This window comes from Flavobacterium sp., from assembly GCF_027484945.1.
Taxonomy (GTDB): Bacteria; Bacteroidota; Bacteroidia; order Flavobacteriales; family Flavobacteriaceae; genus Flavobacterium.
On sequence record NZ_JAIXRZ010000032.1, the window covers coordinates 37764 to 62753 of the forward strand.

At 32.9% G+C, this 24990-nt stretch carries 19 protein-coding genes, 1 tRNA gene and 1 pseudogene; 12 read left to right on the forward strand and 9 right to left on the reverse strand.

Features of this window, described 5'->3' with window-relative positions; genetic code table 11:
- Positions 1-680 precede the first annotated feature (680 nt).
- The 3 genes from Q0039_RS05240 to Q0039_RS05250 all read left to right on the forward strand — a co-directional run bounded on the left by Q0039_RS05240 (position 681) and on the right by Q0039_RS05250 (position 7715).
- Positions 681-3845, forward strand: coding sequence for a type ISP restriction/modification enzyme (locus Q0039_RS05240; protein ID WP_366520881.1), 3165 nt, complete (start codon positions 681-683; stop codon positions 3843-3845).
- Positions 3846-4225: 380 nt separating this feature from the next.
- The gene (locus tag Q0039_RS05245; protein ID WP_297510170.1) at positions 4226-5689 is read left to right on the forward strand and encodes a DUF262 domain-containing protein; all 1464 of its coding nucleotides are present in this window, start codon (positions 4226-4228) and stop codon (positions 5687-5689) included.
- A 1-nt stretch (position 5690) separates the two neighbouring features.
- Positions 5691-7715, forward strand: a complete 2025-nt coding sequence (locus Q0039_RS05250) for a DUF262 domain-containing protein (protein ID WP_297510173.1) — start codon at positions 5691-5693, stop codon at positions 7713-7715.
- 192 nt (positions 7716-7907) lie between these two features.
- Here Q0039_RS05250 and Q0039_RS05255 read toward each other — a convergent pair whose 3' ends face one another.
- Both Q0039_RS05255 and Q0039_RS05260 read right to left on the reverse strand, forming a co-directional pair.
- Positions 7908-8549 carry a hypothetical protein gene (locus tag Q0039_RS05255; RefSeq protein WP_297510176.1) on the reverse strand — a complete coding sequence of 214 codons (642 nt, stop codon included), beginning with the start codon at positions 8547-8549 and terminating at the stop codon, positions 7908-7910.
- A 24-nt stretch (positions 8550-8573) separates the two neighbouring features.
- Positions 8574-11429, reverse strand: coding sequence for a type I restriction endonuclease subunit R (locus Q0039_RS05260; protein WP_297510179.1), 2856 nt, complete (start codon positions 11427-11429; stop codon positions 8574-8576).
- Between the two features lie 28 nt (positions 11430-11457).
- Here Q0039_RS05260 and Q0039_RS05265 point away from each other — a divergent pair, with 28 nt between their 5' ends.
- On the forward strand, positions 11458-11988 hold the full coding sequence (locus Q0039_RS05265; protein ID WP_297510183.1) for a hypothetical protein: 531 nt from the start codon (positions 11458-11460) through the stop codon (positions 11986-11988).
- Between the two features lie 25 nt (positions 11989-12013).
- Here Q0039_RS05265 and Q0039_RS05270 read toward each other — a convergent pair whose 3' ends face one another.
- From Q0039_RS05270 to Q0039_RS05285, 4 genes are all read right to left on the reverse strand, one after another.
- Entirely contained in the window at positions 12014-12409 is a 396-nt protein-coding gene (locus Q0039_RS05270) for a hypothetical protein (protein WP_297510186.1), read from the reverse strand.
- Between the two features lie 507 nt (positions 12410-12916).
- A complete protein-coding gene (locus Q0039_RS05275; protein WP_297510188.1) occupies positions 12917-14101 on the reverse strand; it encodes a restriction endonuclease subunit S in 1185 nt (394 codons plus the stop codon).
- Position 14102: 1 nt separating this feature from the next.
- Positions 14103-15674, reverse strand: coding sequence for a type I restriction-modification system subunit M (locus Q0039_RS05280; RefSeq protein ID WP_297510191.1), 1572 nt, complete (start codon positions 15672-15674; stop codon positions 14103-14105).
- Positions 15675-15748: 74 nt separating this feature from the next.
- Complete coding sequence (locus tag Q0039_RS05285; protein ID WP_297510196.1) at positions 15749-16657, reverse strand: WYL domain-containing protein; 909 nt, start codon at positions 16655-16657, stop codon at positions 15749-15751.
- A gap of 113 nt (positions 16658-16770) precedes the next feature.
- Between Q0039_RS05285 and Q0039_RS05290 the strand changes: the two genes are divergently transcribed.
- From Q0039_RS05290 to Q0039_RS05300, 3 genes are all read left to right on the forward strand, one after another.
- Complete coding sequence (locus Q0039_RS05290) at positions 16771-17298, forward strand: hypothetical protein (RefSeq protein ID WP_297510199.1); 528 nt, start codon at positions 16771-16773, stop codon at positions 17296-17298.
- Positions 17299-18043: 745 nt separating this feature from the next.
- Complete coding sequence (locus tag Q0039_RS05295; RefSeq protein WP_297510202.1) at positions 18044-18259, forward strand: hypothetical protein; 216 nt, start codon at positions 18044-18046, stop codon at positions 18257-18259.
- A gap of 56 nt (positions 18260-18315) precedes the next feature.
- A complete protein-coding gene (locus tag Q0039_RS05300) occupies positions 18316-19560 on the forward strand; it encodes a DUF2130 domain-containing protein (RefSeq protein ID WP_297510205.1) in 1245 nt (414 codons plus the stop codon).
- Positions 19561-20163: 603 nt separating this feature from the next.
- On the opposite strand, the gene Q0039_RS05305 is transcribed toward Q0039_RS05300, so the two are convergent.
- Together Q0039_RS05305 and Q0039_RS05310 are read right to left on the reverse strand one after the other, a co-directional pair.
- Positions 20164-20397, reverse strand: a complete 234-nt coding sequence (locus Q0039_RS05305) for a hypothetical protein (RefSeq protein WP_297510208.1) — start codon at positions 20395-20397, stop codon at positions 20164-20166.
- On the reverse strand, positions 20394-20771 hold the full coding sequence (locus Q0039_RS05310) for a hypothetical protein (RefSeq protein WP_297510213.1): 378 nt from the start codon (positions 20769-20771) through the stop codon (positions 20394-20396). The genes Q0039_RS05305 and Q0039_RS05310 overlap by 4 nt, the downstream gene beginning before the upstream one ends.
- An 83-nt stretch (positions 20772-20854) precedes the next feature.
- Between Q0039_RS05310 and Q0039_RS05315 the strand changes: the two genes are divergently transcribed.
- Genes Q0039_RS05315 through Q0039_RS10285 form a run of 3 tightly spaced genes read left to right on the forward strand, consistent with a single transcriptional unit; the run spans position 20855 to position 23591 of the window.
- Positions 20855-21730 carry a hypothetical protein gene (locus Q0039_RS05315; protein WP_297510216.1) on the forward strand — a complete coding sequence of 292 codons (876 nt, stop codon included), beginning with the start codon at positions 20855-20857 and terminating at the stop codon, positions 21728-21730.
- Between the two features lie 60 nt (positions 21731-21790).
- Positions 21791-21979: a hypothetical protein gene (locus Q0039_RS05320; RefSeq protein WP_297510218.1), complete on the forward strand. Its 189-nt coding sequence runs from the start codon at positions 21791-21793 to the stop codon at positions 21977-21979.
- Entirely contained in the window at positions 21957-23591 is a 1635-nt protein-coding gene (locus Q0039_RS10285) for a recombinase family protein (protein ID WP_366520882.1), read from the forward strand. Before Q0039_RS05320 ends, Q0039_RS10285 begins: the two co-directional genes overlap by 23 nt.
- Here the strand turns inward: Q0039_RS10285 and Q0039_RS05325 are convergent.
- A tRNA-Leu gene (locus tag Q0039_RS05325) sits at positions 23542-23624 on the reverse strand. The genes Q0039_RS10285 and Q0039_RS05325 overlap by 50 nt on opposite strands.
- A 228-nt stretch (positions 23625-23852) precedes the next feature.
- Here Q0039_RS05325 and Q0039_RS05330 point away from each other — a divergent pair.
- The gene (locus tag Q0039_RS05330) at positions 23853-24794 is read left to right on the forward strand and encodes a ribose-phosphate pyrophosphokinase (RefSeq protein WP_297510221.1); all 942 of its coding nucleotides are present in this window, start codon (positions 23853-23855) and stop codon (positions 24792-24794) included.
- 20 nt (positions 24795-24814) lie between these two features.
- Positions 24815-24990 (forward strand): annotated as a pseudogene (locus Q0039_RS05335) (50S ribosomal protein L25); the annotation flags it as partial.

Sequence of the window (24990 nt, forward strand, 5' to 3'; positions counted from 1 at the left end):
TAAGACTGATTTTGTAAGACATATAAACGAGTTAGCGGTCAGTTTTCAGCCCTCAATATTTTAGAACCAAATGATGAAAAACAACCAAAGAATTCTTTTAGTCGTAATTTCAATGTTAGTTGGAATTTTGGAATTAATATTGCTAGTAAATGTATTTCCGCAAACTGGAATGGGAAGAATTATTTATATTCCTTTTTGGATAATTTTATATCTCTTAATTTCAATTTGGTTGACGAAAAAAAGTAAGACTTTGAAAAAATCACTAATCAAATTGGTAATCCTTCATTTAATATTGTTTCATATAATGTTGTGGAGTTGGCCTCAATCAGCAGCTGTACAGAAAAATTTAGTGGAAGAGTTTTATGGAAAAATTTATAAATAAAAAGTTCGTAGCGGAATTCAACAGAAACTTTTTGTAATGGAATCACGTTTCTCAGCTAAGTTCATTTTTGTGTCAGTAATCTAAGAATAAAACCGAACCGCTAACAGCCGTTTCTCGCAATTGCGAATTTTGTGGTAAGTTGATGTTTACGTTTCGCAAGAAATTTTATCTTTAACAGAAAATAATTCGTTCCGAAGTTCGCAACTGACGAGAAGCGGCGGAACGTTATGCCCAATGCTAGGACAACCGAACAACCAACAACAAACCGACAGAAAAAACTAATTTTGGACTATGAAATTTGACAACAGAATTAATGACTTTAGAACAGTACATAGACAACATAAATAAACGATACAAACTTGGTAATGCGACCGAGCATACTTTTCGTGGCGACCTGCAACAACTGTTAGAAAGTTTAGTGCCTGACATCAGGGCGACCAATGAACCCAAAAGACAATCTTGCGGAGCACCCGACTACATTCTGACCAAAAAAGAAATTCCAGTAGGTTTTATTGAAGCAAAGGACATTGGCGACAAAGACCTTGAAGGAGCAAAGAAAACAGGCAACAAAGAACAGTTTGACCGTTATAAGGCTTCTTTAAACAACTTAATTTTCACCGACTATTTAGACTTCCATTTATACATTGACGGAATTTTTATTACAAAAATTGCACTCGCTGAAATACAAAACGGAACTATCGTTCCATTGCCTAAAAACTTTGCAACTTTTACAAATCTCATAAAAGACTTTGCTTCTCACGTTGGGCAGACAATAAAAAGTTCAAAAAAACTGGCAGAAATGATGGCGGGCAAAGCCCGCCTTCTTTCTGATGTTATTGAAAAGGCATTGACAAGTGACGAAGCAAATAAGGAAGACAGCACACTTAAAGACCAAATGAATGCCTTTAAGCAAATCCTTATTCACGACATTACGCCCAAAGGATTTGCAGACGTTTATGCTCAAACTATTTCTTACGGAATGTTTGCGGCTCGTTTGCACGATGCAACTTTACCAACGTTTAGCCGACAAGAAGCAGCAGAACTCATTCCAAAGTCAAATCCATTTTTACGCAAACTGTTTGGCTACATTGCTGGACCCGATATTGACGACCGCATAAAATGGATAGTGGATAGTTTGGTTGATATATTTTTGGCTTGCAATGTTGAAGAAATTTTAAAGAATTACGGAAAGTCAACAAAAATGGAAGACCCAATCATCCATTTTTATGAAACATTTTTGAGTGAGTACGATCCGAAATTACGAAAGGCTCGTGGCGTTTGGTACACTCCTGCTCCAGTTGTAAATTTTATTGTTCGTGCCGTTGATGATATTTTAAAAACCGAATTTGATTTACCGCAAGGACTTGCCGACAGTAGCAAAACAAAAATAAAAGTAGATGTACAAGGCAAAAAGACAGAACAGGAAGTTCACAAAGTGCAAATACTTGACCCAGCCACAGGAACAGGAACTTTCCTTGCCGAAACCATAAAACACATTCATAAAAAGTTTGAAGGACAACAAGGAATTTGGAGTAATTATGTAGAAACGCATTTGTTGCCTCGCCTCAATGGATTTGAGTTGCTGATGGCAAGTTACGCAATGGCACATTTACAATTAGACTTACTACTTACTGAAACAGGCTACAAACCAACAACAAACCAACGTTTTAGAGTTTATTTAACTAACAGTTTAGAAGAAAGCCACCCCGACACAGGTACTTTATTTGCCAATTGGTTAAGTACAGAAGCCAACGAAGCCAATCATATCAAAAGAGATACACCAGTAATGTGTGTAATAGGAAATCCACCATATAGTGGTGAAAGTTCTAATAGTGGTGATTGGGTTGATAAATTGATTGATATTTATAAATACGATTATAACGGACAAAAAATTCCTGATACAAAATGGTTAAATAACGATTATGTGAAATTCCTACGTTATGGGCAACATTACATTGAAAAAAACGGAAGTGGAATTTTGGCTTTCATTACAGACAATAGCTTTTTAGATAGTATTTCATTTCGTGGAATGCGTTGGAACCTGCTAAAAACTTATGACAAAATTTTTGTTATCAATTTGCACGGAAACAGCAAGAAAAAAGAAACAGCACCAGACGGTGGCGTTGACCAAAATGTGTTTGACATTATGCAAGGTGTTTCAATCAACATTTTAGTTAAGACAGGCAAGAAAAAAACTACTGAATTAGGCAAAGTTTTTCATTACGACCTTTTTGGTAAACGGGAATTAAAATATGATTTTCTATGGGATAACTCTTTAGAAAGTACATCTTATACAGAACTTAAACCATTTCAACCAAATTTCTTTTTAGTTCCAAAAGATTTTTCATCACAAAAAGAGTATGATTCTTTTTTAAAAATTGATGAATTGTTAAAATTAAATGGAGTGGGAATATGTTCAAAGCGTGATGATACAGCAATACAATTCAATAAAAATGAATTAATAAAAGTTCTTGATGATTTTAGAACGTTGTCAGAAACAGAGCTAAAACAAAAATATAGAACAGAAGTCAATGAAAGTAGAGATAAAAAAACCTCTTATGCCAAAGAAAATATTTCAAAGTTTGGCGTTGACAATAAACATTTAAAGAAAATTAACTACCGCCCTTTTGATATCAGAAACACTTATTTCACAAATCAATCTAGGGGTTTTTTGGCATATCCTGTTTACGCAATCAATCAACATTTTTCTCAAGATAATTATGGATTAATTGTATCAAAGAAAAGTCGTCAATTAAGTTTAGGTTATATGTTCATAACGAATTCAATTGTTGATTTACATATTTTGGATAGTGCGGCAGATTCAACGTACATATTTCCTCTATACCTATATCCCAAAACCAACGGTCAACAAACTATCGGGCAAACATCAGATAGAACACCAAATCTAAATGAAGAAATTGCAAATCAAATAGCAGATACATTAGGTTTAACTTTTACCAACGAAAAAGCAACCACCAAAGACACATTTGCACCAATCGACATTTTAGATTATATCTATGCGGTTTTACATTCGCCAACGTACCGAGAAAAATACAAAGAATTTTTAAAAATAGATTTTCCAAGAGTGCCTTACCCAAAAGATGCTGCCACATTTTGGCAGTTGGTAAAATTGGGCGGTGAAATCAGACAAATACATTTATTAGAAAGTTCAACAGTTGAAAAATATATAACTCAATATCCCGAAGACGGAAACAATGTAGTTGTAAAACCAAAATACGAAAACGGAAAAGTGTACATCAACGACACGCAGTATTTCGACAATGTGCCGCAAATAGCTTGGGACTTTTTTATTGGTGGTTATCAGCCAGCACAAAAATGGCTTAAAGACAGAAAGGAAAGAACACTTGAATTTGACGACATTTTACACTATCAAAAAATCATTGTTGCATTGACAGAAACGGACAGATTAATGAACGAAATAAACAAAATCGTAATCGAATGAGAATAAGCACTGGGCATAACACGGGTTTGGCAAAAGTGGCAGTTCAGTGCTTCGTATGACAGTTTTGTGGTAGATTTAAGTTCAGTTCTTCGATTGAACTTTTGTGCTAAAAATCCGCCACTACGCCAAGCCGCAAAACGTTAACATCAAATGTAAAGACAATCACTTCTGAGAGATCCGATAGTGATAAATTGAAAATTGAAAGGATTAAGTTTTTTAACAAGAAAGTACAAGTTTGATGTAAATTTATTTTTTCTACTCATTGTAAAAAATAATAAAAGGTTAAAAAAACAAATGGGATAGAATAACTCTGAGCTAAACAACAGAGGAAAACAGCGGAAAAGCTTCACAAGAAAAAAAAATATGATTAACTAAAAATTATGAGTTCAGTACTAAAATTGGCCATTACCAAAATAGGGGACCTACTTTTAAACAATACAATCAGTCAGGATGCAGAAGGCAAACCGATACGTCCCATCAATTTGGTGATTCCCCCTTATCAGCGACCGTATAAATGGACAGCCAAAAATGCTGTACAACTATTTGACGATATTATTGAAGCCAAAAATCAAAATAAAGAAACATACCGTGTAGGAACCCTTATTCTTCATTATGATGCAAAAAAATCGGTTTATAATATTGTGGACGGTCAACAGCGCACCATTACGTTTTCGCTCTTGCTTATGGCGCTTTATAATGGGCAGGAAGTTGTAATTCCTTTTCTTAATCAGTCGTTAACTGATGATCCTTATAACTCTAGAAACATTCCCAACAACTATAGAACCCTCGAAAGACGCATACATAATATTTCAGATATCAGGGAACGATCAGAAGTCCATGATTATATCAAAAATAATTGCGAACTCATCGTTGTTATTACAGAAGATATTTCTGAAGCCTTCCAGTTTTTTGATTCGCAAAACGCCCGAGGAAAAAAGCTGTATCCGCATGATTTATTAAAGGCCTATCACCTGAGAGAAATGAACAATGCAGATATTACTCAAATCGAAAAAACAGTAAAAGATTGGGAAGATCTGGACCAAAAAAAACTTGCCCTTTTGTTTAGCGATTATCTCTACCGCCTAAAAGAATGGATTAAAGGAAACAGTGCATGGGAACTTAATGAACAAAATATACAAAAGTTTAAAGGCATAAACCGTGACGGAAATTATCCTTATGCGCAATTTTATAAAGGTGCTTATGCCTATGCCGACATGGTAAATCAATCTTCCATGCCTTTTGTAAATGGGATGAATAACCTTAAGCCATTTCAGATAGACACACCCATTATAGCCGGCAAATCGTTTTTCGATTATGCTAAGCATTATTTTGTAATTCTAAAAGACATTCAAAACAACAATAAATACGAGGGGTATTTTATCAATGACAACCAAATTGTAAAAACACTTGACTTAAGAAATTACAAAAACGGTGTAGGCAATGGTATTACACGGCTATTATTCGATACGGCAGTATTACTTTATGTAGATAGGTTTTGCCCTAGCGAACGACCATCTAAATCAGATAAAGAAATGTTAGAAAAGCAATTTGTTCTATATGCTTTTATTTGGGCTTATTCATTAAGGGCTCAATACTACAATCTTGGTTGGCAATCTGCTCAAAATTACATTTTAGGAAGCGATGTTATAAATTCATTCAATATTTATAAAATGATCACAGAGGCGGATTCACCAATTACATTGTTAAGCTCACTTTCCGATAAGTTAAGTCCACTCCCATTGGATAAAATTGTAGCAAAAAAAGAGGACATAAATAAAGAAAATAATGGAGTTTATCAAAACTACCTTTACTATTTCAAATTAAATAAATTTATTGAAGAATAATATGGCTAGTAATTTTTTACCCTTAAAAGAACAATCCATTGCCGAAATATATAATGGGAATCCGGTAACTTATGAAGTGCCTATTTATCAGCGAAATTATGCCTGGGAAGATGATGAGATTACAGCACTTATCCAAGATGTGTATGATGCATACCTTCAAAACAGGAATTTAAAAAAGAAAGGCACCTATTTTATTGGTACATTGGTTTCCTATCATAAAGGCGACCAAGTTTATGAAGTAATAGACGGACAACAGCGGCTTACTACCATAAACATAGTGCTTTCGTCTCTTGGCATTTCTATTCAAAATAAATTAACCTATAGAGCACGTAAAAAATCAAATAAAACTTTAAATAGCTCCCCTTTATTTAATATTGATGAAAAAGATAATGGAATCATCAATGGTTTTGATTATGCCCGGAATGCGATAATTAAAATCGTTCCAGAAGTGGATTTAGAAAATTTCAAAAAGTATTTTCAAGAAAATGTTCATTTAATTCATTACAATGTTCCCAAAGACATAGACTTAAATCATTATTTTGAAATAATGAATTCAAGAGGTGAGCAACTCGAAAAGCATGAGATTATTAAAGCACGAATGATTGAGCAATTAAATAAAGAAGAAGATAAAGTAACCTTTAGCCAATTGTGGGAAAACTGCAGTATCATGAATGTTTATATTCAGCAAAAATACAGGCAGGAAGCCATTTTTGGAAAAACACATTGTGAATTTATAATTGAAAGTTTTGATGCCTTGCCAAAAGTCGAAGTCGGTTCAGGTAAGAAGTCTATTCTAGATCTGGTAAATGGAAAAGTGTCAGATCAGGTGTCAGGCAATAACGCTAACATAGACAGCTTCCAGCCTATTATAGATTTTTCAAATTTTTTATTGATTGTATTGAAAATCACACGAACTAAAGAGCCAAATTTCAATGCAGGAAATTTTACATTGGATGATAAAGAATTGATCCGTGAATTTGATCAATTAAAAGACGAAAATATCCCCATGGATGAAGCATTTGTAAAGGAGTTCGGATATAATTTGTTAAAAGCAAAGTATTTTTTGGACAATTATCTAGTGCATCATTCCAATGAAAACGAAACACCGGAAAGTCATCCTTGGAAATTGCAACGCTGGCAGAAAGAGGGCAAAAACGAGCGCTTAGTTAATCTATGTGAAGATAGAGAACTTCAGCAAAAAATAGTGCAATTGCTTTCAATGTTTGAAGTATCGTTTACGGCAAGGCAAAGGAAAAATTACCTATTTTATTGTTTGTTGCACTTATTCAATAAAGGCACTTCTATTGAGAAGTATTATGAATTTATTAATGGCTTGGCAGAAAAATACTTCAAGGATGTTTATTTAGATCCGACAAAGTTGAATGCTATTAACACCCCTAATCCAGGCAGTTTTGACAGCACAATTTTTGCTAACAACCAACTTAATGTTATCCCTAAAAATATAAATGTGGATTTTACCAATATCTATGGAGATGGTACAAAAAAATCAAACGGAATTCCATTATTCGTATTCAATTACTTGGATTATAAATTGTGGGAGAAATACTTTGATGAATTACGAGGCGAAAAAACAAAAGAAGGGTGTAGTGAAAGAAAATCTTTTTATGACTCACTTGGTTGTAGTGATTTTGGACTAATTCTATTTGAACAATTTTATTTTTCAAGAACTCGTAGAAGTTTAGAACATTTTTATCCACAATCTAAAGCAGATGGAAAAGAAAATAGGCCAACACAAGACCAAATAAATTGTCTAGGTAATTACGCCATGATTGGTAGCGAAATCAATAGTTCCGGAAATAATTGGGATCCCAATGCAAAACTTAGCCATTATCTAGATCGTGGAAAGATTAGGCAGGTTAGTGTAGCTTCAATTAAGTTTATGATTATGATGCAAAAGTGCAAAGATAATCTGTTTGAAAACCATCGGGAAAACAGTCTAGAATGGATATTTGATGATATAAAAGAGCATCAAATAAAAATGGAAAATATTCTTTTAGGAACTTAAACTAGGGTTTTCTCTAGTTGATGAATAAAGTTTATTATTGTTTAAATACTTACATTTGAGATAGTACTTAATTTTAATAATTAAATTAATTAAAAATTTTGAATCAATAAAAGAAGTTTAGAAAAAGTAATGCAATACCAATAAACCATAAAGTCAAAAAAATATATCAAAAATCTCGATATACTTGTTGTATTATAAAGATTTATATAATTCTTTAATGCAATCTAACTTATTGTCAAAATAATTTCTTGTACCATATGCTAAACTAAAATAATAATACTTTTTTGATTGTTTACCGAAATAAATATCCCCTTTTAGTCCATTTGAAAACTCTATACGTATCGTATCAAAACTCCCCAAGATTAAATCCCAACATGGTACAGGTAAATGCTCAGAATAATCAATTAGTGTAAAGTCCACAACTTGCTCAGATTGAACTAAATTATACTTTTTTTTTTTTTTTTTATTAATTTGATTAATCGTTTTAAAATCAACCCCTAATTTTGTTTCATTTAATAAGAAAACATAATCATTGGTATCATTCAAATTCATTACGAGAAATAAACCGTCATAAAAAGCAATTCGGAAATGATAAAATGTACTTTCCTCCTCAATTGTAATTCTACCATTACCTAGATTTTCCCATTTTATTTTTTTTCCAATTCCTTTTTCTGTCACCAACAATTCTCCATTCTTTTTGAAGATATAATAAACTCTGTTTAAACTTTCTTGATTAAACTGTACCCACTCATTACTTGTAAATAATGTGTTTTCATCCAATCGCTTACTGAACTGTTGGATTCTAGGTATAATATCTGATAAATAATATTTCATTTTATTTAATTCTATTATGGGTAACTATCCACTTATCCCACTCACAAACGTTTTAACAAATATCACAATCTTATCAAGGATTCTGTCACCTGTCTTCTTGCGTTCTAATATGGTTGGTTTGGTTCCTTGTATCAAGTCCAGTACTTCATCGCGTAACGGTTCCTGTTCTGAAAACAAATAATTTTCAATAAGACGTTCGGTCTTCTCTGGGGATAAATTCTCCTCGGCAACTATTTTATTGAAAGCCTTGACTTGTTCCTCATTCCAAAATTTATCGAACTCTTGCGGTATGGTTTCGCTGTCTTCAATAATTGGTAAGTTCTCTTTAATAAAGCGCTCAATCAATTCGCGTTTACTTCTCAAATCAGCTTCACCACTCAATAAATTTAATATGTCGGCTTCGGTCTTAACCGCATCTTTCTTGCTGTCTGTTTTTAATTTCATCAGCAATTGCAGTATATAGGTTACGTTGATTTCATCACGGTGCAACAACTCCAATTCAAAGTCAACATCCTCTAGTATGGATACTTTCTCTTTTTCGTGTTCTTTTTGAACCTTGTCGTGTAAATCCAAATACTTGCTCTTGTAGTCTTCAAACTCTTGTTCCTCCATTTCAAGGTCTGACCAGCTAAAATCGGCAAAAGCGGTCATCGTGTTGCGAATACGCATTAACTCTCGGAACGCTTTAATAAACTCTAGTTCTTCATCCTCGGTACTTAATTCATTTACAGAATCCACACTTGGTACCAACGCTAAAAGTTTTTCATACGCTTCATTAAATTTAACCGCATAATCCTCATACGGTTTCATAATAATAACATCAATCGCATCCTTATTGCTAAATAGCGTTATGGCTTGGTCTGTAACCTCTTTTAAGTTTCGGAACACTACAATATTCCCTTGGGATTTCATTTCGTTTAAAACCCTGTTGGTACGTGAATAGGCTTGAATTAACCCGTGGTATTTAAGGTTCTTATCTACATATAATGTATTGAGCGTTGGACTATCAAAACCAGTTAGAAACATATTAACCACCAGCAAAATGTCGATTTTACGCTCTTTTACTTTTTTGGATATGTCGTTATAGTAATTATAGAAGCTCTCGCTGTCTTTCGTTGAAAACTTGGTATCGTACAACTGGTTATAATCGTTAATAAATTCATCCAGTTTTTCACGGCTATGTCCTTGTAAACCATATAACGCTTTGGGTTCTTCCACTACCGACAATTCATCGGGTAAAAAGCCGTTGGCATCAGCATCGTTTTCATTGGCCGAGTAACTGAATATGGTGGCTATTTTTAAACTATGTTGACCAGCTTCTCTTTTCTTTTTAAATATTTCGTAGTACTTAATCAAAGTTTCGACACTTGAAACACAAAACATCCCAGTGAAGTTTCGACTGTGTGTTTTACGGTCATGGTGCGCTAGAATATAATCTACAATCTTCTCCAATCGCGTTGGATGCTCCATTAACTCCTTGGTATCAATATCTTCAACTTCAATATCCAAATTGGTGTTGCGGTCTTCTTTTTGCTTGTACTGTCCCACATATTCCACTGAAAACTTCAATACGTTTTCGTCTTTGATTGCATCTGTAATCACGTATTTGTGTAAGCAGTCACCAAATAGTTCTTTGGTGGTTCTACGTCCCAATTCATTCTTTACCGAGTTATCGGCAAATATCGGTGTGCCAGTAAATCCAAAGAGTTGGATGTTATTGAAAAATTCTTTGATACGGTTATGTGTTTCACCAAACTGACTACGGTGACATTCATCGAAGATAAAGACAATACGTTCGTCTTTAAGACGATTCATCCTTTCAAGGTGCTGTTTTTTGCTTATAGCCGTATTCAGTTTTTGAATAGTGGTCACAATCAACTTGGTGTCGTCGGCAAACTTATCTACCAGCATTTTGGTGTTATCGGTTCCGTCGATGCTTCCTTTGCTAAAGCTGTTGAACTCTTTAGTGGTCTGGTAATCCAAGTCTTTACGGTCAACCACAAATACCACCTTTTTAACCTGTGGCAAATTCATAATAATTTGGCTGGCTTTGAATGAGGTTAGCGTTTTACCGCTTCCCGTGGTGTGCCAGATATAGCCGTTGTGAACACTATTCTTTACACGGTCAATCAATGCTTCAACCGCATAGAATTGATACGGACGTAACACCATTGGAATTTTATGGGTTTCGTTCAATACGATGTATTTGCATATCATTTTGCTGATATGACACGGCTCCAAAAACTCGCTAGTAAAACCATTGAGAATGTTGGTAAGGCGTTTATTTTCTTTATCCGTCCAATAAAACGTTTGTTTGAATGACTGGTTGCGATTATTGGCGTAATACTTAGTATTTACACCGTTACTAATCACAAAGATTTGAATGTATTGGTATAAACCCGAATTGGAACCAAAGGAATGGCGTTGATAGCGGTTAACTTGATTAAAGGCTTCTTTCAACTCTAAACCTCTACGCTTTAATTCTATTTGTACCAAAGGCAAGCCGTTGATTAATAAGGTCACATCATAACGATTCTTGTATTGTCCCTCAACGGTGACTTGATGGGTTACTTGAAACTGATTTTGACACCAATGCTCTGTATTGATGAACTCAAAGTATAAATTGTCCCCGTTGTCCCTAATAATGTGTTGTTTCTCTCGAAGCGTTTTTGCTTTTTCAAACACTGAACCTTTTGATAATATATTCAAAACGCGTTCAAACTCGGTGGCCGAAAATTGAATACGGTTGTGCTTTTCCAACTGGTTTTTCAAGTTGGCAATCAGTTCTTGTTCGTTAGTGATTGTGGCCAGACCATACCCCATTTTTTGGAGCTGGGCGACCAATTGTTCTTCTAATATGGCTTCGGATTGTTTGGACAAAATAATTATATTTGTTTTAAAATTAATTATGAAAAAGACAATATTAATAATTTTTACATTTCTTAGTTCTCTAACATTGTTCTCTCAGACCAATGCAAATTTAGATAAGAAGAATGGTTTTAATAAATTCAAACTTGGTTCAAATACAGAATTACATAAAAAAAATCTCAAATATTTTGCAAAAAATAAAGACAATGTAACTTTTTACTACTACATAGGAAGTGACATACAAAATGTTTTCAATGTTAAAATTGATAAAATTTTACTTGGTTATTACAAAAACAAACTTTATACGATAAGTATTGATTTTGGCGTTTTGAATGATAGTGTTAGCGGTAAATTAATACGTGAATTAGAAAAAATATTTGGAGATGTAGAAATTGAAACTAACGAAAAATCTGAAACATTTGAATATGAGTGGGTTGCTGCTTGGTCAACAGACAATATACATATGCAAATAAATAAAATGTCTTGTTCTTTTGAATTTAAACCATGTTCAGTATCAATTTTTTTAAATTCAAAAAAAATTGAACAAGAAATTCAAAATGATAAGTTTTAATTATGTTCTTAATCTCCATTATTAACTACCTAAACTTTACAACACCATCAATTTGCATCAACGGTAATAAATATGGAGCATACCTATCCCATGTTGATTTTGTTATTGTGGTATAATTTAAGTTATATAATTCAAAATAATCATCATGTTTTATAGTTCTACTATAATAATTTCCAGTTATCATCATTTGTCTTAGTCCATCTGAGGGCATCATTAAAAGTATTTTTTTAAAAGTTGATTCTGGTTTATATGTTTTTGATTCAAAACCAACATAATTAATTACTTCTAAAAAATCACTTGCTGTATAATTTTCCTCAATACCAGATGGGTTGTTATCATAATACGATTCCCATTTTTGACTAATTTGTGAAAAACAGTTAGTCAAACAAAAAACAAAAAACATTAAAAATTTAGTCTTCATAATATATAAATTTATTGATTACAATCTGGACAAGTTACTTTTGTTTCTCCATTACATTCATTGCATTGTATTTTACCATCTCCATCACAATCATCACATTCAACTCTACCACGGCTACAATCAGAACACGTTTTACCTCCTCTTCCATAACACCAATCACAAGTTTTATCTCCTGAACCATTACAATCTCTACACGACATATTTTTATAAGAACCAGTATTATAATCATAATCATATGATGTGCCATGACCATAGCAATTATCACAATCTATTTTACCAGAACCATAACACCATGTACATCTCTTGAATCCATTACCGTCACACCAAGTGCATTTTGTATGACCGTTTCCGTCACAAGTTTCACAAGTTAAAGTGCCATTTGCAAAGCATTTTTTACAATCCACTTTCCCTTCACCATCGCATGTTTCACATGTCAATTTGCAACTTGATGTAATAAATAGCAAAATAAATGACAGATAAATTAATTTTAGTCTCATAGATTTAATTCTAACAAAACAGCTGTTGCAACAACCCTTTTTTCCAACGCTCCATACCGTCCAACTCGGACTGGCAATGCGCGATTTTTTCATCAATGGCCGATAGGAGGTTAGCGATTTTGGTTTGTTCCTCTGGCGATTGAGTAAAATTAAGAGCAAAGGATACTAAATCTTTTTTTTGAATGTTTGGTAAACCAGAGCCAACTCTTAATTTCATTAATTCATTCTCATTAAATTTTAGCAACTGATATAAATAATTATTGACAACTAATGCTGGATTACTAATTTCGATTGAATAATTGTGACCACCACTCCAAAATTTTACATTAAAAAAATTTACATATCCACAAGAATTACCACCTTCACTAATTGTAATGGTGTTAGCCTTGGTGTTGTACATATTGGTATAACCAGAGGGATTTATTCCTCCATTAATGCATGGGTAATCTCCTGATTCCGTTAGTTCTTCTTTATTCAATTGCTGACCTTTTTTAATTTCACAAACCTCCCCCAACTTTTTTTCCTCCCAATCAGGATAATTTGTCCCGTCATCTTTTTTAAAGCGAAGCGCTTGTGAAAACAATTGTTGCATCACGCCCATTTTGTATTGCTCTAGCAACTCTTTTTTCTTTTTTAAGGCTTGCAATTTATCATCCAATGCGGTTAAGAACGAAGCTATTTTAGTTTGTTCCGCCATACAAGGTAATACAAGTTGTATTTTGAAAAAGTCATTTACTCCAATATTGAGTAGCCCATGATTTCTAGCGCCCTCTTGAGCAAATTTTTCTATTTCTGAATTCTGTAAGCCAGTTTCAAAATATTGTTCCATAAAATCATAACTTACCATTTCAGAATTAAAACAAAAACAAATGTATAGCGTAGAAACAACTCCTTTTTCGTATTTGTTTAATCTTTTAATTGCTCCCATAGGATAACCATTGGAATAGCTTTTGTTATATGCAAATTCATTTTTATGAATCAAATAATAGCCAGTAACATCTTTTGCAGAAACTGATTTATTAAAATATTCTAGTTGACTCACAAGTCCAAATTGAGCTGAAATAGTCAAAACATTTAAATTATTTTCTTTATTTTTACTTGTAACTCTTAATGCAATTTCAGACAAACATTTTTTTGTCCAGTCTTCATTGAAATTTGGAAATCTTAACCTAGGTACATTCATTTCTGGTGCCATACTAGAACGGTGTTTCAATGTTCAACTCCTTACAAAATCCAGCAATATTCTGGTCAATGGCTTTCAGCTCCATTTCAAGCGTTTTAAGGTCATTAGCAACGGTGTTGACATCAATTGCTTCCTCTGACACAAAAGTATCGACATAGCGCGGTATATTCAAGTTGTAATCGTTCTCCGCGATTTGTTCTAGGGTAGCGCGTTTGCTGTATTTGTCGTCCTCCAGTCTTTCGCGGTAGGTAGTCACAATTTTTTCAATATGCTCCTCCCGTAGGACATTTTGGGTTTTTACTTTATCAAAATGTTGGCTAGCATCGATAAACAATACATCTTGGGGGTGTTCTTTACATTTTTTGAACACCATGATACACGTTGGAATACTGGTTCCATAAAATATGTTAGCTGGCAATCCAATAACAGCATCCAAATAGTTACGGTTTTCAATCAAGTACCTACGAATGTGTTGCTCGGATGAACCACGGAACAACGCTCCATGTGGTAATACAACGGCCATACAGCCATTATCTGATAAATGATGAACCATGTGACACACAAAAGCAAAATCGGCTTTGCTGGACGGAGCTAATTTGCCATACTGTGAAAATCGGTCATCGGAGGTGAACAAAGGATTGGCACTCCATTGCGCTGAAAAAGGCGGATTGGCCACAATGGCCTCAAACGTCAAATCTTTGTGCTGTGGATGTTCAAGGGTATCCTCTTGTTTGATGTCAAACTTACGGTAATGCACCCCGTGTAATATCATATTCATTCGAGCCAAGTTATACGTGGTACGATTGAGTTCTTGACCGTAAAAATTGCTTACTTCTTTTACTTCACGTGCAACACGCAACAATAACGAACCAGAACCACACGTTGGGTCATAAACCGAACGCAACTTGTCTTTACCTGTTGAAACGATTTTAGCCAGAATCATACTCACCTCTTGCGGTGTATAGAACTCACCAGCCTTTTTGCCAGCACCGCTGGCAAATTGACTGATTAGGTATTCGTAAGCATCACCCAGCACATCCAATTCGGTGCTTTCGAGCTTGAAATCAATTTTATCCAAATGGCTTAACACCTTTACCACAATCTCGTTTCTGGCTTCGGGAGTTTTACCCAACTTGGTACTGTTCAAATCCATGTCTTCAAACAGATTATCGAAATCGTCTTCGCTATCTGTTCCCATGGTACTCAATTGAATATTGGTTAGGATTCTTTGTAAATCCTCCAATATAAAATTGTTCCGACCCTCAACGTCATTGTTACCTCTTTTGACCACTTCTGAAAAGAGTTCATCGGGTTTCAAGAAATATCCCAAGCGCTCCAGCGATTCCTCTTTAACCGCTTCCACGATTTCAAGGGTCTGGCTATCGGTTGCCGTTAAGGAACGGAAAGTGATACCGTCTTGTTTCAAGATGTCATTGGCAAACAGTTCCATTTTTTCGGCCAAATACTTGTAGAAAATGAAGCCAAGAATATAATCCCGAAATTCATCAGCATTCATTTTTCCTCTAAGGGTGTTGGCTATGTTCCAGAGCTGTTGCTCTAATATGCGTTTTTGGTCTTCTGACATTGTTGTTATTTACTATTAATTTAAGAGAATTTTATGAGCTGTTGTAAAAATAGTTGAATTATAGTTATGATTATTTAGATTGCATTTGAATCTTTTATGTTAAAACTAGATGCTGAAAAATAATTTTCAAACTCTTTAGAACCTAAAATTTCTATTTCTTTTGATAATCCAAGAATAAATCGAGTTATCGCTTTCGGGTTATTTACAGTACATTTTAATAGATAAGTTGCTTTATTTACCTCTTTTTTTACATAAGGTTCAACTAAAGGATACTCCTCTTTTAATATTAAATAAGCTCGTAATGACAGCCTTAGTTCAATATCAAATTTTTCTCCGTTCAGTTCACTAAATCCAAAAATATCGGGCTTATCATACTTATGCAAGTGTTCAAATGTTTGAACAGCATCTAATGTTTCAACTTTTGTTATTCTTTCAATATTAAAATACTTATTTTCTTTAGACTCCAATTCAAAAGCAATCAAACAATTATAATTGTCGGTAAACATAATCGGCTCAACTAATCGATCCGATATATTTTGTGAATTTACTGAATGATAATTCTTTAAAATCACTCTTTTTTTGAGCTGAATTGCATTTCTTAATTGTTCAACAATTTTACCCAAATGGGCTTTCAATACATGATTACTTTGAATTGCTATTTCTGAATTAAAATATAATTTTCTTAATAGCGCATCTTTCAATTTACTCTTCGAACCTGATGTCAAAATTAACTCTCTTAACAATAAAGCTTCATCTTTTGTAAAGGCAATATATTCATCTTCGTTTTCACTGCTAATGTAAAATCGATTGTTATGATCACGGTGTAATTCAAAACCTAACTCCTTAACTAAATCTAAGTAACGATAAACAGTCCTTTCTGTAGTTTCTAGTAAGTTCGCCAAGAACTTTATTGATTTGGAAGGTTTCTTTTGAAGCAATGAAATCAGTTGTAAAACCCGTAATATTTTATGCTGGTTTAACATAAATAGAAAATTTAGCGTCAAAATAGGTCATTTTTAAACGAATACACAAATCATTGACTCAAGTTGTCAAAATAAATTAATTGATTTGCTGATAAAATTAAAAAACAGTAAAAATGAAATTCAAATTAATCTTAGCTTTGATACTATCCTTATCAGGAACTGTAGTTTTAGGACAAGAAATTAGGTATTCTGATTTGGCAACTGCAAAGAAAGGAGAATACACCTCATATTTAGGTAGTGATGGAGCAGTTTATAAAATAGGAGATCGATTGAAAATTGGTATTCCGTCATCCAATAAAACATTTGCATTTATTTCTGAAGGTGATGGAATTTTATTACCAATATCGAATCTAACTGCAGATGCAAGCGGAACTGAGGCTGAAATAAAAAGAATTTGGATTGTAGGTAATAAACGTTCAGGTTATTCAGTGTCATTTAGGACAAAAGGTATGAGTGGTTTATCAAATTATACTATACAGTTTGAAAATGCTTTATCTACAGGCGAAGTAAAAGGTTTTGGAATGACCAGTGATGATGCTTTGACCGAATTAAAGAAGGCGAAAGATAAGCTTGATCTCGGTTTAATTTCTCAAGAAAAATATGATGAACTTAAAACAGAACTTTCAAAATATATAAAGTAAATCTTAAGAGGATGTTATTTTACATATAAGTAAATAAAAGGTCAATTTAAAAACTACTATTAACCCTAATTTATAAAATTATCATTGTTTTTTGAATAAGAAAACATCAATATCATGGATATCAAACACTTACTATTGTTTTTCACTTAAGTATATTCTAAATAAAGATTTAATTTCCGCCACAATAACCATTTATAAGCACCATAATAAAAAAAAATACTGAATTCAAATGAATTCAGTATTTTTCATTTAATTAGAGAAATAAATTTAAAAATTGATTAATCGCAGATAATGCATAGCCTCCCTTATAGTAAATTGAATTTTACCATTATTAAAATTATTTAAATAGATTTTTTGCTTACTATCCAATAATCCAAACTTATTATCACGATTTATTTGACGTTTCAATAAATAACTGCTTTAAAATATTGAAATTGGATTATATTGATTGTTAAAGCAACTTTAAATCGTATGCCAACCTTTGATAAAAATTCTAAATGAGTTAAAGTTTCATTTACTTATCGCAGCTAACTTTCACTTATATCAAAACCTCTACCCCTGCTGCAATTACAATTTCTATGTTGTAATAATTAAAATCATTTACCGTTGTCTCAATCGCTTCGATAATATGTATGGTGCAATTTTTTGGGGTATTGGTTGAAAATACAGTGAACCCTTTTAAAGGCTGAGGCTTACGTGGATTTTTGTATTGTTCGCACCGCCCGAAAAATTATTATATAAACGAATGAAAAAGCTATTTTTTAAAAAAGTCGTAGGCTATTATTGCCTTGGTGTTTTGGCGGCATTACTAATAATTGGAGTGATCCACGGGTATAGTTATTTTTTTGAACCGTATTTTTGTTATGCTGAACTTCAAAACCTATTGAAAACTTCTTTACTTTGTGGTATCCCATTCGGATTGAGTATTGGGTGTTTTCATGCCGCGCGAAGTATACCATAAGTAGTCCTTAAACTAAAAACAGTAACCTTATATTTAATTGATTAAAAAATATTCCTATGAACGAGATTGTTTGTCCAAAATGTGAAACTAAATTTAAAATTGATGAAGCCGGCTTTGCCGAAATTGTGAAACAAGTTCGAGACCATCGTTTTCAAGAAGAATTAGAAAGCCGTCTTGCAATTGCTGAAAAAGAAAAAGTAAGTGCGGTAAGTTTAGCAGAAGCCAATCTAAAAAACAGCCTCCAACAACAAATTACTGCAATTGAAAATGAACTTAAGGCTAAACTTTCGAGTAAGGAAAACGAGCTGTTGGGAATTAAAGCTAAATTGGAAAATGCCGAAATAGACAAAAAATTAACGGTTGGTGATGCACTAAAAGCCGTTGAAAAAGAGCGGGATGATTTAGCAAACAATTTGAAAAACAAAGAGTTAGAAAAAGAACTGTTGGAAAAATCCTTAAAGGAAAAATTTGAAGGAGAATTAAAAACCAGAGATGAAATTATTAGAATTAAAGATGAAGAAATTGCGCGCGTAAAAGATTTAAAGGCAAAACTTTCTACTAAAATGGTTGGGGAAACTTTAGAATTACACTGCGAAAATGAGTTTAATAAATTACGCCCAACTGCCTTTCCAAAAGCGTATTTTGAAAAAGACAATGATACCTCATCAGGAAGTAAAGGCGATTATATTTACAGAGAATTTGACGATCATGGTACGGAAATTATTTCGATCATGTTTGAAATGAAAAATGAAACGGACACAACGGCTACCAAAAAGCGCAACGAAGATTTTTTCAAAGAATTAGACAAAGACCGAACGGAAAAAAAATGTGAATATGCCATTTTAGTTTCTATGCTTGAAGCGGAAAGTGAATTATACAATACCGGAATTGTGGATGTTTCCTATAAGCACCCGAAAATGTATGTGGTTCGACCCCAATTTTTCATTCCGATTATCACTTTGTTGCGCAACGCGGCTATGAGTTCGTTACACTACAAATCAGAATTAGCTTTGGTAAGAAGTCAGAACATCGACATCACCAACTTTGAAGAAAAAATGAACAAGTTCAAAGAAGGATTTGCTAGAAATTATGATTTAGCCAGCCGTAGATTTCAAGAAGCAATTGCAGGCATTGAAAAAACAATCAAAGAATTAGAAAAAACCAAAGCGGCATTATTATCTTCTGAAAACAATTTGCGTTTGGCCAATGAAAAAACAGAAGAGTTAACCATTAAAAAATTGACGCACAATAACCCTACCATGAAAGCTAAATTTGATGAATTGGGTACTTCCGATTTATAATATAAGTAGGGTGAAAATTGGCTATTCCAAACTATTATAGAATGTCAAATTTATTAGTTAAGATGCATCGGGTGTTTTTTTTATTATTAAATAAAGTCTATACATTTTAATGTAAATAACAAATAAAATTTATATAAAATTTGAATTTTTTATATACTCGAAGCACTTGAATTTATTGAGCTTTTTAAATAACACTATATAAATACAATTTGAATTCAATACAATCAAATAATTCTAAATAAAAAAATCGCTGAATATCAGTTATCAGCGATTTTTAGCAATTTTATTTTAATTGAGTTAATTTGAACTTATTTGGAAATATATTTTCTAAATTTCGATATAATTTTGATTTTATGAGTATTATATATAATATTATTATTATTAATATTTCTTTCAATAATAAACTCCCCCTATACAATAAAAATGGATATCAACCTCACTTTTTATTATTGCATAAAAATTAAATTCAGATTATATAATGAAGGACTAATATTAAATTATATTTCGATTGAAAATATCAACAAGGGTAAACTTTTCTACGAATGTTGAGCCTTGATTTATTCTATTTTAAACCATTACTTCCTATCCCTCCTTTTATATTTTTTAAAATTTATCGGAATCGTCAATCTTATTTATTGAATTACGATAATTGTTTTGATTTTGATGAATTACATATACTATTGTTACTATTGCAAGTGAAGCTAATGCCCCTATTAAAATGAAACTGGTATTAATGTTGCTTTCCATTTTTTCAGGCGTTTGTAGAATATTTAACTCATGAGCCAATTGATCAGGAGCGAGCATTCTTTGTCGGGAGGTAATTAAAATTTCTTTCATGGATTATTTTTAAATATTTTAATATTATCAGATTTATATAAACTAAACGTTATGTCTTTTATCGTGTAGACAACATAAGTGCTGCCATTATCTTCAAACACTCTTTGCTCAGGGAGGTATTTACTGTCAAATCCAAATTTTTGCAACTTTATAAGTGATTCCTCATAAATCCCGCAATCATTATATAATTTGAGGATTTCATAGTTCTTTTTTTGACCATTAAAATACGTTGTGAAAAATTTATTTTCTTCTTTCCGTCGAATATGTCCGGAATGATTTCTACAGTAATCATTACAATATTTCTTTTTGGAACTTTTGTAATCATTAATTATTTTACCACAATCAGGATTTTGACAAATTTTAATGGTTTTCATATTTTTTAAATTTTTTCTTCAAATATAAAAATATTTTATTAAGTTTACATTGTTGTTAATTTTAAAAAATAAACTTTACATTTATGAAATTAGATGATATTATTAAATTAGCTGAACTTATTAAATTAGGTGAAAAGTTTTACGAAAGGAAAATCCTTCCCAACAGCCTAAACATTTCCTCTCGACAAATTTCATATTGGAAAAGTAAAGGTTTATTTACTTTTTTTGAAAAAGAAAAAAAGGGATATATGAATATTTTCGAAGCTGTTTGGGTCTTGATTATTAATGATTTAAATGAAATTGGAGTAGGAACAGATAAACTTGAAAAACTATCTATAGCCGTTTGGAAAAAACCCCATAAAGACAAATTTGCTGATAAGGTTTTACAAGATGAACTTAAAAAAAATCATCCTGAAATAATAAAAGAAAGATTAAGGAATATTTTGAATGATGAAACTTTTCTAGAAGAAACTTTAAGATACGAAATTAACCCTTTTACTAATGCAATTAAAAGTTGTTTAGAACAACGAAACGCTTTAATTTCTTTTCTCTATTCACCAAAAAAAAACGATTACCAAATAGTTTATTCAAACGTTAAATTTACTTCAGACCTGAATAATTTAATATACCAAGAACCATTAATTACTATTCCGATTTTTCCATTAATTGCAAAAGCAATGGGGGTTGATTTATTAAATACATCTAAAGATTTACAATACCTAAATGACATAGAAAATCTTATTAAAAGAACAATTTTTTATGATAAACCTAAACTTATTGAAATTGAATTGAATACTAAAGGTGAAACAAAAATTTATAAGACTACCGAAAGCCATAAAAGCGCAGAAGAACTTGCCGAGTTTATTTTTAAAAATAATATCCCTAAAGATGCTAAAATGGGTATTGAAAAAAGATTGCAAGGAAATTATAAAATAACTATAAAATCAGAATCATTATGAGCAATGTACAACCCTATCGGTTCCTGCTTATAAAACAGCCCGTGTTTATTTACAATAGATATGGGCCGATTAGGAAAATCAGTTCAAAAAAAGGACAACCTACTTACTTATGAAGAAATTATAAAGGTAGTTCCTGAACTTAAAAAAATATTGACGAAAGAACAAGAATTAGAATTCGCATTAAAACTTAATGAAATAACTGCATTATTAATTGAATTAGTAAACAATGAAAAAGAACATAACAATTAAAGAATTTTATGGTGCTAATGTATGGTCATATACTCGAGTTTCAACTAAAGAGCAATTTCTAAACAATGGCAGCATTGAAAACCAAGTAAGCAAAATAAAAGCTTTCGCAAAAGAGCACAATTTGACCATCACAGAAGAATTTGATGCAGAATATGAAAGCTCCAAAAGAATCAATACACAGGTAACGTTAAAAGAATTAACCGATAAACTTAAAAAAACACCGGCACACAAAAGACCCAAAATAATTCTAATCTGGTCTCCTAGCCGCTTTGGTAGGGCTGGCGCAGAACATATTGGGTTATTTGTAAACCTTAGAAAGTCATATAATGTATTTCTGTATTCAATCAGTACAGACCACAATACCTTTAATGAACGATCTGAAAATGAGTTTTCAAGTCAGCTCTTATACGCTCAAAAAGAAAATTTTAACCGACAAGACACAATTATTCCTGGAATGATAAGTTCGCTTCAGAACGGAAAAGTGTTGGGAAAAGCACCAATTGGATATGACCATTATGGGCCTAAAGTAAAAGATCCAGAAAAATTAAAAGCAGTACAAGAAATAAAAGTTAATGCTGTAGGTGAATTAATCAGAGAAGCTTTTCAAATGAAATTGTATCAGAACTATAATGATAATCAAATTCGATTATGGTTTAAATCTAAAGGGGTTAATATCCCTAGAAATACACTTTCCCGCATTTGGAGAAATCCATTTTATACCGGCAAATTAATAAACAAGCTGTTAGAAGGCACAGAAGTTGATGCGCCTTGGGAATCACTTATTTCGGTGCATGAATTTGAACAACTTCAACGAATTTTATCGGGTAAAGTTTGTTCCGGTGTTCCCAAAATAACTGGAAAAGAAGAAACCCCTTTATCCCCTCAGTTTTTAGTATGCAGTTCTTGTGAATCTCCAATGACCTCCTATCACAATAAAAAACGTAAATTATATTACTACAAATGTAATAGTTGCTTTAAAGCAATAAATGCTGACTCCTCAAAGTACAATATTGGAGTTCACGATCAGTTTAGTGAAGTTTTAAAAGAATTTGAAATAAGTGAAAAATTAGGACGTCTAGTTGTTGCGCAAACCAAAAAAATGATGTCCAATGATATTTCCAATAATTCGGAAAGAAAAAGAATACTTTCAACAGCCATAAATAAGTTGAAAAATGATTTGGAAAATATGGAATATCGGTATGCAATTGGTCAATTATCAAAAGAAATTTATGAAAGACAGTCCGATAGAATCAAAAAAGAAGTTGCAGAAAAGCAAAAAGAACTAAATAGAGTGCCTGGGAAAATATCTAACATTGATAAAGTACTAAAACTATTCACAAAAATAGCCCAAAACCCCTATGAATTCTACGATTCTTTAAATTACCCCGAAAAAAGAAGGTTCCAATCGATCCTATTTCCGAAGGGAATTTATTATTCAATTGAAAAAAGGGAGTATCTAACAAGTGAAACGAATATTTTGTTTGATCTAACAAGAAGTATATCAGCAAGTTATAAGAATGAAAAAAGTGGGAGTAAATCAAAAAAAGTTGATTCGTCCCACTTGGTACCCGGAGTGGGAATCGAACCCACACTCCTAAGAACACGAGTTTGAGTCGTGCGCGTCTACCAATTCCGCCATCCGGGCATGGAGTTTTGTGTTTTGTGGGTGCAAATGTAATCAAAATTTGAAATAAACAACAAAAAATACTTAAAAATATACTTCCTCAGTCGATTTAAATTCCTAAATTTGCACCTCAATTTACACAACACAATAACTAACTACACCCGAGGCAATTGTACATAAAAAAAAAAAAAAAAAAATATAGCCGAATTGTATGGAGCGCAGCGGATTAAAAACAACAAATTGATAGCAATGGCACATCAAGAACCCGAAGCAAAAATTTTTGCTTGTTCCCAAAGTGTACACCTTGCGGAGCAAATTGCCAAGAATTATGGCGTTCCGCTAGGTAAAGTTACGTTCTCTAAATTTAGTGATGGTGAGTTTCAACCTTCTTTCGAGGAGTCCATCCGTGGGTTACGCGTTTTTATTGTTTGTTCGACCTTTCCGTCGGCCGACAATTTAATGGAGTTATTATTGATGATTGATGCGGCAAAACGTGCATCGGCTAGACACATTACACCTGTTATCCCCTATTTTGGATATGCCCGTCAAGATCGTAAAGACAAACCGCGTGTGCCAATTGGCGCAAAATTGATTGCCAAGTTGTTGGAAACAGCGGGAGCTACGCGAATCATGACCATGGATTTGCATGCTGATCAAATTCAAGGTTTCTTTGAAAAGCCCGTAGATCATTTATTTGCTTCTACAATCTTTTTGCCCTATGTACAAAGTTTGAACTTAGCTAATTTAACAATCGCATCACCCGATATGGGCGGTTCCAAAAGAGCTTATGCGTATTCTAAGTTCCTTACATCTGATGTGGTCGTTTGTTACAAACAACGCAAAGCTGCCAATGTAATTGAAACGATGGAATTGATTGGAGACGTTACTGGTCGTAATGTGATTTTGGTAGACGACATGATCGATACCGGCGGCACTTTGGCTAAAGCTGCCGACCTCATGATTGAACGGGGTGCATTGAGCGTTCGTGCGATTTGTACTCATGCTATTCTCTCAGGAGATGCCTATGAAAAAATAGAAAATTCGCAATTAAGCGAATTAATTGTAACCGATTCAATTCCGCTTAAAAAGCAATCGGCGAAAATAAAAGTGGTAAGTTGCGCCCCTTTATTTGCAGAAGTAATGCAAATGGTTCAGCACAACAGCTCCATTAGCGGAAAATTTTTAATGTAATTAATTAATAAATTTAAATAATGAAGTCAATTTCAATCAAAGGATCTGAAAGAGAAAGCGTAGGCAAAAAGGCAACGAAGGCCGTACGTGATGCTGGAATGGTTCCTTGCGTAATCTACGGAGGAGAACAACCAGTACACTTTCAAGCAGAAAGCAAAGCTTTCAAAAGTTTAGTTTACACTCCAGATGCGCACAC